Origin of the sequence: Acinetobacter sp. MB5 (assembly GCF_003261585.1) — a bacterium.
Taxonomy (GTDB): Bacteria; Pseudomonadota; Gammaproteobacteria; order Pseudomonadales; family Moraxellaceae; genus Acinetobacter.
The window spans coordinates 168,619-182,273 of sequence record NZ_POVU01000003.1; the positions used below are offsets into that span (position 1 = coordinate 168,619).

General features: G+C 46.9%; 14 protein-coding genes. 3 read left to right on the top strand and 11 right to left on the bottom strand.

All coding sequences use genetic code 11. From position 1 onward, the window contains the following. Positions 1 to 75: 75 nt before the first annotated feature. From C1A47_RS05920 to C1A47_RS05970, 11 genes are all read right to left on the bottom strand, one after another. Positions 76 to 1,479 (bottom strand): carbohydrate porin, encoded by a 1,404-nt coding sequence (locus tag C1A47_RS05920; RefSeq protein ID WP_171294341.1) that lies wholly within the window; start codon positions 1,477 to 1,479, stop codon positions 76 to 78. A gap of 94 nt (positions 1,480 to 1,573) precedes the next feature. Continuing rightward, the gene (locus C1A47_RS05925) at positions 1,574 to 2,338 is read right to left on the bottom strand and encodes an SDR family NAD(P)-dependent oxidoreductase (RefSeq protein ID WP_111893381.1); all 765 of its coding nucleotides are present in this window, start codon (positions 2,336 to 2,338) and stop codon (positions 1,574 to 1,576) included. 13 nt (positions 2,339 to 2,351) lie between these two features. Next, positions 2,352 to 3,578 (bottom strand): MFS transporter, encoded by a 1,227-nt coding sequence (locus C1A47_RS05930; RefSeq protein ID WP_111893383.1) that lies wholly within the window; start codon positions 3,576 to 3,578, stop codon positions 2,352 to 2,354. Between the two features lie 49 nt (positions 3,579 to 3,627). Further along, positions 3,628 to 4,578 (bottom strand): NAD-dependent epimerase/dehydratase family protein, encoded by a 951-nt coding sequence (locus tag C1A47_RS05935; RefSeq protein ID WP_111893385.1) that lies wholly within the window; start codon positions 4,576 to 4,578, stop codon positions 3,628 to 3,630. A gap of 1 nt (position 4,579) precedes the next feature. Next, positions 4,580 to 5,566, bottom strand: a complete 987-nt coding sequence (locus C1A47_RS05940; RefSeq protein ID WP_111893387.1) for a fumarylacetoacetate hydrolase family protein — start codon at positions 5,564 to 5,566, stop codon at positions 4,580 to 4,582. Next, positions 5,563 to 6,006, bottom strand: coding sequence for a VOC family protein (locus C1A47_RS05945; RefSeq protein ID WP_111893389.1), 444 nt, complete (start codon positions 6,004 to 6,006; stop codon positions 5,563 to 5,565). Before C1A47_RS05945 ends, C1A47_RS05940 begins: the two co-directional genes overlap by 4 nt. Before the next feature lie 21 nt (positions 6,007 to 6,027). Further along, a complete protein-coding gene (locus C1A47_RS05950; RefSeq protein ID WP_111893391.1) occupies positions 6,028 to 6,777 on the bottom strand; it encodes an SDR family NAD(P)-dependent oxidoreductase in 750 nt (249 codons plus the stop codon). Further along, positions 6,774 to 8,096 carry a histidinol dehydrogenase gene (hisD, locus tag C1A47_RS05955; protein ID WP_111893393.1) on the bottom strand — a complete coding sequence of 441 codons (1,323 nt, stop codon included), beginning with the start codon at positions 8,094 to 8,096 and terminating at the stop codon, positions 6,774 to 6,776. Before hisD ends, C1A47_RS05950 begins: the two co-directional genes overlap by 4 nt. A gap of 14 nt (positions 8,097 to 8,110) precedes the next feature. Continuing rightward, positions 8,111 to 9,130: an SMP-30/gluconolactonase/LRE family protein gene (locus C1A47_RS05960; protein WP_111893395.1), complete on the bottom strand. Its 1,020-nt coding sequence runs from the start codon at positions 9,128 to 9,130 to the stop codon at positions 8,111 to 8,113. A 10-nt stretch (positions 9,131 to 9,140) separates the two neighbouring features. Next, entirely contained in the window at positions 9,141 to 10,271 is a 1,131-nt protein-coding gene (locus C1A47_RS05965; protein ID WP_111893397.1) for an FAD-dependent oxidoreductase, read from the bottom strand. A gap of 366 nt (positions 10,272 to 10,637) precedes the next feature. Next, positions 10,638 to 11,069, bottom strand: coding sequence for a winged helix-turn-helix transcriptional regulator (locus C1A47_RS05970; RefSeq protein WP_111893399.1), 432 nt, complete (start codon positions 11,067 to 11,069; stop codon positions 10,638 to 10,640). 128 nt (positions 11,070 to 11,197) lie between these two features. Between C1A47_RS05970 and C1A47_RS05975 the strand changes: the two genes are divergently transcribed. From C1A47_RS05975 to C1A47_RS05985, 3 genes are all read left to right on the top strand, one after another. Then, positions 11,198 to 12,799, top strand: a complete 1,602-nt coding sequence (locus C1A47_RS05975; protein WP_111893603.1) for a phytoene desaturase family protein — start codon at positions 11,198 to 11,200, stop codon at positions 12,797 to 12,799. A gap of 4 nt (positions 12,800 to 12,803) precedes the next feature. Next, positions 12,804 to 13,025 (top strand): hypothetical protein, encoded by a 222-nt coding sequence (locus tag C1A47_RS05980; RefSeq protein ID WP_111893401.1) that lies wholly within the window; start codon positions 12,804 to 12,806, stop codon positions 13,023 to 13,025. Between the two features lie 147 nt (positions 13,026 to 13,172). Continuing rightward, positions 13,173 to 13,604 (top strand): nuclear transport factor 2 family protein, encoded by a 432-nt coding sequence (locus tag C1A47_RS05985; protein WP_032053239.1) that lies wholly within the window; start codon positions 13,173 to 13,175, stop codon positions 13,602 to 13,604. Positions 13,605 to 13,655 lie beyond the last annotated feature (51 nt).

Sequence of the window (13,655 nt, forward strand, 5' to 3'; positions counted from 1 at the left end):
CGGCACTTTTTTGTAGGCAGGTTACCCAAATGTTCCTACGGGAAAGTGCTGCCAGATCGGCAGCACTTGATCAAATTATGGATGTGGGTGTGGGTTGAAACCCAATAAGGTATCGAGCTGAATATGCAGCGCAACACCCAAGGCTACGCCTGATTTTGGATTGGTCGATGTGGTCGGGTTCATCCAGCTACTGCTGTTAAAGGTGCGCATAATGAAAGGGCTTACCACAAGACTGTCGGATAAAATGAAGTTGGCATCCAGTGCAATCGCATATTCATTGCGTCCTGGTTTGTAGTTATCGGCTCCTGTATACGACTGTTGCAAGAAACGCTGTTCACTCTTGGTCAACTGATCCCAAATAAAGCTGACCGAGTAGCTGTCATAAGGACGTGATTCGAACGGATGGTTCAAGATAATGCCTGTATTCAACTGTGTCTCGACCCCATTGGTGGTGTTTTCTTCAAAGCTATGCGTTAAAGCGCCAAAGACTGCCAGTGATTTTGGATTCGGGTCATTGCTGTTGCCACCATCTTGACGCCAGAAGGTTTTCTTGCCTGCCAGATACACACCATTGGCAGATTTACTGGTAGCAGAAGTCAACGGATTGACCTGTTCACGGGTGTTATGAAAGCCCATCGCCTCTACAGTGACAGGATATTTCTCCATACTAAAATCAGTTTTATAGGCAACATCAGCCAAATACACATCACTCAATGTACCACCCGAATCACCTGAACCACTTTCCCAGCCATTGGTAAACGGGAAGGCATTGTTACTGCGCCACCAGCCAGCCTGTACACGCAGTTTCGGGCTGACATCGTAGGCAATACGGGTACTCCAGTTGGCATACGGTGGCGGGTTAATCCCTGCCGAATCCTGCAAAATCGCATTTACACAGGTAAAGCCCGTATTACAGATCGGGGTTGCCATGTAGTTGCCTGCATTGCTTTTACCTGCTTCAATCGACAGCTTGTCATCCAGCAGTTTTTGTTCATAGGTAAACAAGGTCAGGTGCGATACTCTAGGAATATAAGGTCCAGGTTTGCCTGCAATCACACTTGCCGCCTGACCACCATAAGTCAGGTTATGCGTCCACGGTACAAACAGTTCTTCAAAGTGCACATAACCACCTTGCAAGCCAATGATTTTATTTAAATCAAAATCTGCACCGACTGAAATCAGGGTCAATGATTCATGATTGCCTGTTTGTGTCCCCACACTTGGATTACCCAAATACACCTCTGTCAGTCCAACATGCGGTGCAACCCCATGATCGGATAACCACTGCCCCTGTTTAGAAAATAATTTGTTGTCCTGTACAGGTGCAGTCGATTCTGGACTGGCAACACGTGGCCCAATGCGGAAGTTACTGCTCACATCGGGATCGGCTGCGGCAACCAGATTGTCCGTGGTTTCTGCCATTGCCATTGAACTGTAAAGGCTGCCGAACATACAAAGCATTAACGCTGTTTTTTTCATAAGAAATCCTTTCTTGTGTTTTTTAGGGAAAAACGTCCCTATAGGGCTAGCAACAGCCCGATCAATTGTTGATTAAATTCATTACTTTAAGAAATTAAGAAGCCGTTGCTCCTGCATCGACCTTGAGGTCTGTACCTGTGACCCATGCCGATTCATCCGATGCCAGATAGATTGCTGCCCATGCAATGTCTTCGGGTCGACCAATCCGTTGTCGTAAAATCTGCTTGCTTAAAGCTTGCTGCTGAAAAGCAGGGTCTTCTTGCATATGCGCCCGTGTTGCAGCAGTTTCAATCAGCCCTGGGGAAATCGTATTAGCGCGAATTTGAAATGCACCACCTTCCATCGCCAGTTGCCGTGTCATTGCCAAAACTCCGCCCTTGCCTGCGCAGTGCGCCAATGCTGGTGAGCCTTCCAGTGCCATCCATGCATTGGCTGAAGCAAAGTTAATGATTGAACCACCTTGCTGTTTCAGGGCATGCCATGCTTCCTTGCACAGCAAAAACACCACATCCAGTTCACCGACCAAGGTCTGTTTCCAGTGCTGATAACTCAGTTCCTCAATCGGGTGAAAGTGGGCAAATGCAGCGGCATTCACCAATACATCAACTCGCCCAAATTTTTCTAAGGTTGCCACGACCAGCGCCTGAACCTGTTCAGGCTGGGTCAGATCACAAGTTGCAATACTGATTTCCAAACCTTGTTGCTGGGCTTGTGCCTGAGTCTGCTCAGTCAGTTCGGTGACAATGTCACAGCCCATGACCTGTGCCCCTTGGGCTGCAAACATCAGTGCGCAGGCTTTGCCAATGCCGTTGCCAATTCCTGTGACGATTGCCACTTTGTTGTGTAACCGCTGCTGCATATGATTTCCCTACCTATGCCTTGTCTGGTGTTGCAACAGGTTGTGTTGATGTTCCTTTCACAAATCCGAGCACCAAGGCAATCAATGCCAGTGGAATCAGCACCCAACCTGCCAATGCCAAGGTATTGAACAGATTGCCTGTGAACTTGGTCGCTGCTACAAACAGAATCGGGCTAAAGAACATGCCTAAACAGTAACTGCCATACCACATGCCTGTGCCAATACCACGTTTAAACCAAGGCAGATTTTTCATGTTCCAGATTGCTAAGGTCGGTAGCAACAGGCCACAGCCAAAGCCATTCAACAAGGCATAGAGTAAAATCTGATCGGCAGAAGTTGCATGTGACATCAGCAAGAAACTGAGCCCAATCAGACCAAAAGCAATAAACAGGTTATGTCCGACTTTAAACTTCAAGCGTGAGAACACATGCACGCTCAATGTCCCAGCCACAATCAAGGCACTACATGCAGAAGAAATATTGCCTGCCACTTTCGGTGAAGTCTCGCCAATCGAACCCAAGATAAACGCCATCTGGATTTGTAAAATCATGAATGCCAATGCGCCAATGCAGGTCACGACACAGATGAAAAATAACAGTTTTGGCTGAAAGGTCACAGTTTGCGCTTCATGGTCATCATCGGCAGACATTTTGTGCTGCTGAGGTTCCCACAACATAAATGCACCCAAAATTCCCAGCACTACAGGCACGGCATACACCGCATACGGTACGCGCCAGCCAAACTCTCCGAGCGCACCACCGATCATGAAAAATAGAATTGCCGAACTCGATGCAAAGGTAGTCTGTAAAGCCAGATAACGCTGACGCACCGCACCCGAATAATAATCACCAATCAGGGTCGTACTGATGGTCACGATCACCGCTTCGGCCATACCAAGAATCACACGGCTGCCAATAATGGCGTAAAGGCTGTGCAGAAACAGAGGCAACACACCGATCAGGCTATAAATAAAGGTCGCCATGACCAGCATCTTTTTCCGTCCGTATTTGTCGGCAAACAGTCCAACCACAGGGCTGAGCAATGCCACCAACAACCCTGGTATCGTCAGGGCAATCGGGACTAAAAACTCCACATTGGGAATATGGGAAAACTCAGCCTGCATTTGTGGCAGACTCGGGGCAATCACAATCGCCGCCATCGGAGACAAACAGTTGAGAATCAGCAGTAAATAGGCAACAAACTTACTTTTTGATTCGAAGTTATCGCTAATCATGTTCATGATAAACCACTCCTTGGTTTATGAATCTGACTCAAGCTTTTGAGAACTATCAGTCGAGATTTAAAGTATTTTTAATGAGATGTTGGATAGATCCGTCATGTTTAAAGCCAAGTGCATCTGCCCGTCGGGTATGAATCTCAGGGTATGCGCCAAAATTTTTCTCAAGTTGTGGGTTATTGCTGTCGAAGCTGACCAGCGTGTCGGTATTTAAGGTAAATTCTTGGGCCAAGCCATCCACCACCTGCTGCATGCTCAGGCGCAGCACAGGCAAGGTAAAGACACGACGGTCTTGCTGTAACTGTTCTTTAGGCAGACTTGCGGCATGAATTAAATTGTCCACACAGCATTTCACTGACATCCACCACGCCACGGCATGCTCTGACACAGGACAGGCAAAAGTACGCTGCTGGGATAAGGTCCAGAACACATCACTCATAAAGGCTGAGAGCAATCCCGATGGTTGCTGTGGACGCGCCACAATTCCCGGTAAACGTACCGCGACACCATCAATCCAGCCTTTACGGCTAAAATCATCCAATACAATTTCACCAAACTGCTTTTGCCCTGCATAAGTCAAATGCGGTTTTAGCGGGGTGTCATCATCAACCTGTTTAGGCAAGTCCGAACCATACACCGCAATGGTGCTGGCAAATACGATGCGCGGACAGTTGCCTTGTTGCTTGAGCTGTTCAAACAGAAACAGCATTGCATCGACATTGACCTTACGGCTGAGTTCATAATTTTGCTCAGCCATACCGCCCGGGATACTGGCTAAATGAAACACCACATCCACAGGTTGCTGTAAGGCTTGCTGAATTAAAGCCGTATCAGAAAAATCACCCTGATAATACGCCACGCGCGGATCGGCACTACGTTCCTGAAACTGTAAGTCCAGCAAACTGAGTCGGCTAAAGTTGGACAGTTCATGCTGTTGCTCCAGCAAGGCTTTGACCAAGTTTGACCCGACAAAACCATTTGCGCCTGTCACGAGAATGTGCATGTTACACCTCCTGATACGGAACAAATTGGTGGTTAATTTTGCCGAAAATGCTCTGTCCGTCCTGCCCTTTCATTTCAAACTGCAAGCGGTCACCAAATTTCAAAAATGGCGTTTTTGGCTCACCCTGTTCAATAATTTCGATGGCGCGTTTTTCCGCCAAACATGCTGAACCGACTTCTTTATAGTTCTGATTGGAAAATGTGCCTGATCCTAAAATCGTGCCGACTTTCAAATTACGGGTACGTGCCAAATGCATCACCAGTTCGGGGAAAGAAAAACTCATTTCCTCGCCATTGGGATGTCCAAACCACTCGCCATTGCACTGAACTTCTAAAGGCAGTTTAATGCGTCCGTCATGCCACGCATCGCCCAACTCATCAGGTGTCACCGCAACTGGGGCAAATACGGTACTTGGTTTAGCACGTAGCGGACCAAAGCCAATGCTGACTTCTTTAAACAGGTGCGCACGCAGGCTGACATCATTCAATAACATAAACAGCTTGATGTGCTTTTCAGCCTGTTCAGCCTGTACGCCCATTGGTACATCATCCAGAATGACAGCGACTTCACCTTCAAAATCAATCTGATGCTCTTCACCTGGCACAGGATAATCATCACAGGCTCCCAAAAAGTCATCGCCCGCACCCTGATAAATAATCGGCACGCCTTTGTCTTTTTTAATATCGAGTTTAAATGCCTGCTCCATTAAAGAACCATGATTTAAAAATGCCGAAGCATCTGCCCATTGATAAGCACGTGGCAATGGCGCCATAGCTTGAGCAGGATCGAAAGCAAAAGCATCTTGTTCTGTTGCATCATTCAGGGCAGCATATTTTTGTTGCAGCTTTGGCTCGGCTTCATCCCAATTTTCCAAAGCATCTTGTAAGGTAAGCGCAATGCCTGTTGCCAAAGTCGCGGTTTTTAAATCTTTAGAAACGATGACCAAGCGGCCATCTCGACTACCATCTTTGAGTGTTGCCAATTTCATTTTGCTGTTCCCTCATTGTTCCATAAATCAGGATATTCAATCAGTTCAATCAAATTCCCAGTGTTATCGCGCAAAAATCCCATTGCTGTTCCGCCAATCACTGCTTCAAAGACAATGTCGGCATTTTTTTCTCGAAGCTCGGCAAACGCCTGTTTGGCATCTTGCACCGCAAAGCACAGATGTTTATGCCCGTGGGTTTGCACATCGAGGTTCGGCATACGGCGTTCGTCTGGCAGTGGTTTAGCATTCGGTAGTTCAAACAGTTCAATGCGAAAATCACCACGTTGAATAAAGGCAATCTGTGCAGGAATCTGTTCAATAAATTGCTTTTTTTCCAGTTCAAAACCCAAGTAATCGCAATACCACGCAATACTCTCATCCAGATCGGCTACGCTAATCCCACCATGATGGGGTTTCCACGCAAAAACATCCTTGCTCATCGTGCTGTTTTCCCTATTGTTTTATAAAATCTGCCGCCCACCATCGACAGGAATAATCGCGCCTGTGGTAAAGGTGAGCTGGGTAGCCACTGCAACAACCGCCGCAGCCACTTCCTCAGGCAATGCCAGACGACCCAGTGGCGTTGACTGGGCTTGCAGGTTACGCCAGTCTTGGTCTAAGCCTTTGACAAACTCGGTATCTGACAGACCTGGTGCAACCGAAACCACACGAATTTTTGGCGCTAAGGCACGTGCCAGTGAAATGGTCAGATTGTCCAGTGCCGCTTTCGAAGCACAGTAGGCAATATTGCTGCCCATCGCGGTACGTGCGGCGATGGAACTGATATTCACGACCAAGCCATCATCACTTTGCTGAAGTAGTGGTTGTAAGGCACGCACCACCGCAATTGCCCCGCGAACATTGGTGGCAAAAATCGTATCAATCAAAGCATCATCCAGACTGGCAAGATCAGCATGTTCAACAAAGCGTGTCATGCCCGCACAATTCACCACCATGTCACAGCGTCCAAAGTGTTGCTGAATCTGGCTTGCCAAATCGGCTAAGGCAGCGCTGTTGGTGACAGGTGCTGCCGCCAACAAATGCCCCTGTTCCACCTCAGGCAAGCTGTCGAGTACTTGTTGGGCTTTCTCGGCAGACTGGTTATAACCCACCACAATGCTTGCGCCGTGTGCTGCCAAAGCCGAACAGATGCTATGCCCCAAGCTGCCTGTCGCACCCGTGACTAAGGCAACTCGACCTGCCAGTTTCATGCGCTTGCCTCAACAATCGTAGGCGCTGTATGTTCCGTTGCGCTTGGCTTCAAACGACGCACACGGATATCCGCCTGTTCTTTATGCCCAGAGAAATGCTCGAGTGCACAGAGACGTGAACACACTTCACCAATGGCTACACTGGCTTCATCAGTCAAAATACGTTGATAAGTATGGGTTTTAATAAATTTACCGACCCACAAACCACCTGTGTAACGTCCTGCGCCCATGGTTGGTAAGGTGTGATTTGTCCCGATGACTTTGTCGCCATACGACACGTTGGTACGGTGTCCCAAGAACAAGCCGCCATAACTGGTCATACGTTCTAAGAACCAGTCAGGATCTTTGGTCATCACCTGTACGTGTTCACTGCAAATACGCTCGGACTCTGCCAGCATTTCTTCATCAGTGTCGCACAGGATAATTTCGCCATAATCGCGCCATGACACGCTGGCAATCGGTGCTGTGTCTAAGCGAGCCAAGACTTTTTCAATCGCAGCAGGCAATTCATCGGCAATTTTCTGGCTGGTGGTTACACAATACGCTGGTGAAGTTGGGCCATGTTCCGCTTGTCCTAGCAAATCCACTGCAACCAGTTCGGCATCGACCGTGTCATCACAGATCACCATGGTTTCTGTCGGCCCTGCAAACAGGTCAATCCCGACACGACCATAGAGCTGACGTTTGGCTTCTGCAACAAAGGCATTACCCGGCCCGACAATCATATCCACTGGGGCAATCTGTTCTGTGCCGAGTGCCATAGCTGCAATCGCCTGCACCCCGCCCATCACATAAATTTCGTCTGCACCAGCCATCGCCATCGCGGCAATAATTTCAGGGGATGGTTTGCCATCAAATGGTGGCGCACAGGCAATCACACGTTTTACGCCTGCCACTTTTGCGGTCAAGACACTCATATGTGCCGATGCCAGCAAGGGATATTTACCACCCGGGATATAACAACCGACCGAATTGACAGGAATATTTTTGTGTCCTAGTACCACACCCGGCAAGGTTTCCACTTCCACATCCCGCATAGACTGCAACTGGATTTGGGCAAAACGGTGGATTTGTGCCTGTGCAAATTTAATGTCTTCAATTGCCTGTTTGGATAAGCTGTCGATACAGGCTTGAATTTCAGCTTGGCTCAAACGAAAAGTTTCAGGATTCCAGCGGTCAAATTTTTCCGAGTATTCACGTAGTGCTGCTTCACCACGCTGTTCAATCGCCTGAATAATGTCTTCAACCGTCTGACGCACTTGGGTATTCAGTTCTGCTTTCACTTCGGCAGGTTTGCCTTTTTTGAGATGTCGAATCATGTGGATCTACTCCTTTATTTCCAATGTCTTAATTTTTGTCCTGCCACAGGCGAACGGAAAAATGGAATTCGCGTGCCCTGCAAACTGCCTAAATACACAGTTTTTAAATCTGCACCGCCAAAGGTAATGCTGGCCATCCACGGTGCAAGTTTGCCGCGCGATGCTTGCATAATCTCGGGAGTTAAAGTCTTGGTTTTATAATGCTGATTGAGTCGGGCATTGGCTTCAGGATGGCTGTCATCCAAAATGGTCACGACTTCCTGTTCAGGCGTAATCGCAATCAGTTTGTCTACCATTACTAGGGTTACCCATAAATTCCCATAGACATCGAAAGCAAATCCGTCTGGGAATCCTTCGAGTTCTTCGGGGCCATAGACTTCACGTGCAGATAAAGTTGCGTCGTCAGCAACCCGAAAACGACTAATACGTCGAGCGTTACTTTCCACCACATACAGCCATTCCTCCTTGTCATCGAATCGGATTTCATTGGCACCGCCGAGCTGTTCAGCCACCACGCGAATGCCATTCTCATCAATCACCCCGATATAACCATCGAGTTCGGTCGAGTTAATCGACTCAGTCCACGGCTGCATGGTGGTGGTGACGGTAAACCAGATTCGTCCTTTTGAATCAATTAACGGGAAATTGGTTTTTCCTAGTGGTTGACCATCCAGTTGGTCATACAACACTTCAATCTGTGCGGTGTTCTTATGTAACTTTTCAATGCGGTCTAAACCCCAGTTACAGATAATAAAGTCACCTTCGTCGGTCATTGCCATGCCATTTGGCAGCGAAGCACCCTGTGCCTTGACATAACGGTCTTCAAAACTGGCATCTTCCTGAACTGCAACATCAGGAGCGATTAAAGTCTGCTGTCCTTGCGCGTCGATGTGCATCACACCACCGCGGGCATCGGCCACCCAAAGCGAATCATCGGGCTGGGCAATAATGCACTCGGGACGCTGTAAATCTTGACCTACAAACTGAATATCATCTACATTCAGCGTCCAGCTTTTTAAAGGATTTGGCTGCATGGTCATCTCCTTAAATCGGCTGTGAAGTCACTTCAATCATTTTGGCCATCATGCCTGCAAAGTTGGCATCTGGCGTTGGGCGCTGTTCCCATTCACCAATTTGCAATGAACCTTCATTGATAAATTTGCAGCGCTGATAACGACGCTCCATAAAGCCATCCAGCACATTCTGCACATCAGCTGCGGATGCTGCCAACTCGCCCAGAACCACAGCATCTTCCACCGCTTGCGCTGCGCCTTGCCCCATATGTGGCGTGGTGGCATGTGCTGCATCACCAATCAGCAGCACGCGTCCGTTGTACCACGGCGCAGGCATCAAGATTGCTTCCAGTGGACGGTACACCACTTGGCTTGGGTCAGTAATTTGCTGTTTTAATTCAGGAATCAAGCCACCAAAACCATCTAGACGTTTCTGAAATTCATCAGCAAGGCTATTCGGATCAAAGAATGGATTACCTGGTTCTTCCCATACCGCCAAAATATATAAGCTGTCTTCGGTCAACGGGGTATAACCCACCTTCCCACCCGACTTGCCTTCAAACATGTGGGAATACATCAAGTCTTTTGGACGTGGCAAGTTATAACGCCACACGCCTTGCCCTGTGAATTTCGGCTTGTACTGTTCGCCAAACACCTGACTACGGACTTTGGAATACACACCATCTGCACCGACCACCAAGTCATAACTGTCTTGCGTACCATCGGTAAAGGTCACGGTGGCCTGTTCAGCAGTTTGCTCAATCTTGTCAAAGGTCAAACCCAGCTTGAGATTCACGCCTTCACGTTGAATCGCATCTAGTAGCACTTTATGTAAGGCTGGTCGGGTTAGACCCAAATTGGCAGGATATTGTTCACCCGCAAGCTGTGCGCCGCTCAGTTCAGCTTTGACTTCACCTTCAACATTACAGATGCGTAAACCCTGATAAGGAAAACCCGCTTTGACCGCTTCGTCGGCAATCCCCAATGCAGCCATGGCACGAATGAAGTTCGCCTGAACCACAATCCCGACATGATAAACTTTCGGTTCTGCATTGATTTCAATTACGTCGACCTGAGCAACCCCTGCTTTTCGTAGTGCAATTGCAGTGGATAAACCACCAATTCCACCGCCAACGATTAATACTTTTTTTAGCGCACTCATGATTTTTCTACACTCCATGTTCCATTTAGAATCGGCTATTGGACACGCAACTCCTTGTTCCAAATGGCTGTTTCTGTATTGGCAAATACGTGATGGGTAAATCCAACCGTTTTGCTCTGTTCCATGAATCTAAAATACATGCTGCAAAATCATTCATAAAATTTATTGTTTAGATTGCTAATATCCATGTGACAAATACATGAATATACATTCGGTTTAATCTGTTGTTTTGCATTATTTTTTAAAAAGACAAACCCCTACCGTCTGAAAACACAGCATCCAAAGTAAAAGGTTCGGGTTAAAATTTCAATTAAAATAAAATTTATTTATTATTATTTTCAATAACTTATATTATTTATTTTCTAACTATTCACCTGCATGTTGAGCATCATATTCCTCTCGACAAGCATTAATTTGTGTTTCGTGGACTTCTAGCCAGCCAATCAAACGGTTCAATTCCAGCACCATTGCCTGCCCCAAATCCGTCAAACCATACTCTACTTGCGGTGGCACGGTCGGAATCACGGTACGCTGAATAAAACCGTCACGCTCACAGGCACGCAGCTTCAAAGTTAAAATACGCTGTGACACAGGCGAGTCTGCCATCGAGTTAATTTCTTTGAGCAACTGGGTATAACGCATAATCCCCGTGCGCAAAATCATCAAAATCAGCGGCGTCCAGCGGTCACCTAAACGACTCATGGTTTCACGAACTGGCCCATGTGGGTCATTGCCTTGCTGCACACGTTTACGAAATTCTTCTAGCTCAATCTGCTGCTGTGATTGCAACCCTTGCATTGTGGCAACTTCCTTTAAAAACATCTTGCATAACGAACATTTATGTAACCAGCATACAAAAAAGTGCTGTCTTCCGCATCCAATTTTTTGTCTTTATGCTTGGTTCAAATCACAGCTTAAAACGAAAAATGGAAAGGAGTGACATGATGTCTCAATACGACGTGATTGTGATTGGCGCTGGGCATAACGGATTAACTGCCGCGTCATATTTAGCGAAAGCGGGCAAGAAAGTCCTGATTTTAGAGCGAAAATCCTATGTGGGTGGTGGTGTTTCAACTCGCGAACTGAATACTCCAGGCTTCTGGCATGATGAACATTCCAGCGTTCATATCATGATTCAGGGTAACCCGATGATCCGTCAGGATGAACTTGGCTTATTTTCCAAATTTGGCTTGAAGTACAACTACTCAGAGGTGCCATATGCCTCGGTTTATGATGATGGCAGTGCCATTATTTGTTACAAAGACCTCGATAAAGCCTGCGAATCAATTGCTCAAGTTTGCCCTCAGGATGCCGAAACCTATCGTAAATTGGCACAAAAATCTGCGGCATTGATTCCTATGCTGCTCTCTGGATTCTATTCACCTCCACTCCCGATGGGTGCAATGGTCGCCATGATGGATCAAAGTGTCGAAGGTCGTGAAATGTTCGATGCCATGCAACGCAGCACTTACGATTTGGTCAACCAGCTCTTTGTACATGACAAAGTCAAAATCCATATTTTGCGGGTACTGGCTGAAAACCTGCAATTACCTGACGAACTCGGCACAGGGATGGGACTGTTGGCATTTATTGGCATTATGCATACCTATGGTGTTTCACAGCCTGTGGGTGGTAGCGGCAAATTATCCGAAGCCTTGGAACGTTGCTTCCAACATTATGGTGGTGAAGTTCGTCTAGATGCCGAGGTGAAAAAAGTTCTGACATCTAACGGCAAAGCAGTTGGGGTAGAAATGCGCGATGGCGAGAAAATTTATGCCAAAGATGCCGTAATTGGTGCGCTGCATCCACATGTCATTGATCGCTTTATCGATGGGCTAGATGAAGATGTGGTGCGTCGTGCCAAAAATGCCACACTTGCCCCATTTAGCCTGTTCGTGAGTCACTATGACTTGCACACCCCTGCCGAGTTTTATGCACATAAAGATGTCAGTAAAGGCACCATGCTGACCATGCTCAGTACCGAAAAACTCTCTGAATTGATGGACGACTTCGATGCACTGCGTCGCGGCAAGGTATCCAAACGCCGCTTGGTGGCAGGAGGTGATGAAAGCCTGAATGATCCGACACGCGTCCCTGCGGGCAAAGGCATGTTCCACGGCATTACTTTCGCTCCGTATGATCTTGCCGAAGGTGGTTCAGCGCGCTGGGATGAATACAAGGAAGAATTTGGCGAACTCAGTCTGGCAGCTTATCGCAAATATGTGAAGAACTTGACTTCGGACAACATTATTGCGCGTAGCTTCCATTCCCCACTAGATCTGGAACGTAGCTCACCAAACTCGATGGTACGTGGTGATGTGCATGGTGTCGCCCCATATTTTTACCAATCTTTCGCACACCGACCAACCCCTGACTTGGGTCGCTTAACTGTACCAGGTCTCGACAACATGTATCTGGTGGGTCCATTCATGCATCCAGGTGGTGGCGTGTTTGGTGCAGGACGTGCCACGGCCATCAAAATGTTTGATGACATGAATATTGATTTCGACAAAGCTGTAGGGAACTAAAATTATGAAAGTCTATGGAAGTGATAATAGCGAACTCATGAATGTCAGCGCCATTGAACGTAATGGCAATGAGCTGATTTTAAAAGGCAAGATTTTTGGCGCTATGCCGATGACAGCAAAGCTTCGACCTGAGGAAGCTCGTGCTGCGCTAAAGCTCCTCAATTTTAAAACGGTATTATTTTTAATTACCTTGCTGTTCCGCGCTTCGATCAAACCCAAGAAATAACATTCAGCATCGGATCGTATCGATACCCGTTTCTTCATCCTCGCTCATTCATTCCGATCCAAGGATCGGGATGAATCATCTAAAACAATAAATCCGCATAAATTGACATGATGTCAAAACAACACCACCAAGCATGGAAAATAGCACATGGATCAACAGTATTTTCTAAACAATTATATCGGTAAATTTAATCAGCAAGACCATTCAGGTTTTGAAGAGTTTTTTGCCCCCAATATCAAAATGTTTAATGGTGGTCTGATTTTTGAAGGTGTCGAAGCCGTCAAAGAACATTACCGCCAGATCTGGAGCGTGATGAAGGAAACGCTCAACGTTAAAGAATATTTACCCGTCAATGACAACCGCTTGGTGATTGAGCTTCACACGCATTTTGATGTTCCAGAAGATAAAACTGAAACGCCATTTGGTGAAATCAAACAGGGACAACAGTTCGATTTTCATGGCTTAATTCTTTATAAAATCGATGAAAATCAGAAATTTTATGAAGTCCATGTGTCTTATTTTAACTTCATCAAAACCGATGCCGATGGCACAAAAACCAATATTGGCATGCCGCATTAAGCCGATTACACCCTAAACAAGGATATGTTCGAAACGGTGAGAAAGGACGCG

Excerpts from the sequence above, each read along its gene's own strand:
- C1A47_RS05930 (WP_111893383.1), bottom strand. The coding sequence starts at position 3,578 with ATGAACATGATTAGCGATAACTTCGAATCAAAAAGTAAGTTTGTTGCC.
- C1A47_RS05945 (WP_111893389.1), bottom strand. The coding sequence starts at position 6,006 with ATGAGCAAGGATGTTTTTGCGTGGAAACCCCATCATGGTGGGATTAGC.
- C1A47_RS05985 (WP_032053239.1), top strand. The coding sequence starts at position 13,173 with ATGGATCAACAGTATTTTCTAAACAATTATATCGGTAAATTTAATCAG.
- C1A47_RS05965 (WP_111893397.1), bottom strand. The coding sequence starts at position 10,271 with ATGAGTGCGCTAAAAAAAGTATTAATCGTTGGCGGTGGAATTGGTGGT.
- hisD (WP_111893393.1), bottom strand. The coding sequence starts at position 8,096 with ATGATTCGACATCTCAAAAAAGGCAAACCTGCCGAAGTGAAAGCAGAA.
- C1A47_RS05980 (WP_111893401.1), top strand. The coding sequence starts at position 12,804 with ATGAAAGTCTATGGAAGTGATAATAGCGAACTCATGAATGTCAGCGCC.
- C1A47_RS05920 (WP_171294341.1), bottom strand. The coding sequence starts at position 1,479 with ATGAAAAAAACAGCGTTAATGCTTTGTATGTTCGGCAGCCTTTACAGT.
- C1A47_RS05950 (WP_111893391.1), bottom strand. The coding sequence starts at position 6,777 with ATGAAACTGGCAGGTCGAGTTGCCTTAGTCACGGGTGCGACAGGCAGC.
- C1A47_RS05960 (WP_111893395.1), bottom strand. The coding sequence starts at position 9,130 with ATGCAGCCAAATCCTTTAAAAAGCTGGACGCTGAATGTAGATGATATT.
- C1A47_RS05940 (WP_111893387.1), bottom strand. The coding sequence starts at position 5,566 with ATGAAATTGGCAACACTCAAAGATGGTAGTCGAGATGGCCGCTTGGTC.
- C1A47_RS05935 (WP_111893385.1), bottom strand. The coding sequence starts at position 4,578 with ATGCACATTCTCGTGACAGGCGCAAATGGTTTTGTCGGGTCAAACTTG.
- C1A47_RS05970 (WP_111893399.1), bottom strand. The coding sequence starts at position 11,069 with ATGCAAGGGTTGCAATCACAGCAGCAGATTGAGCTAGAAGAATTTCGT.
- C1A47_RS05925 (WP_111893381.1), bottom strand. The coding sequence starts at position 2,338 with ATGCAGCAGCGGTTACACAACAAAGTGGCAATCGTCACAGGAATTGGC.
- C1A47_RS05975 (WP_111893603.1), top strand. The coding sequence starts at position 11,198 with ATGGAAAGGAGTGACATGATGTCTCAATACGACGTGATTGTGATTGGC.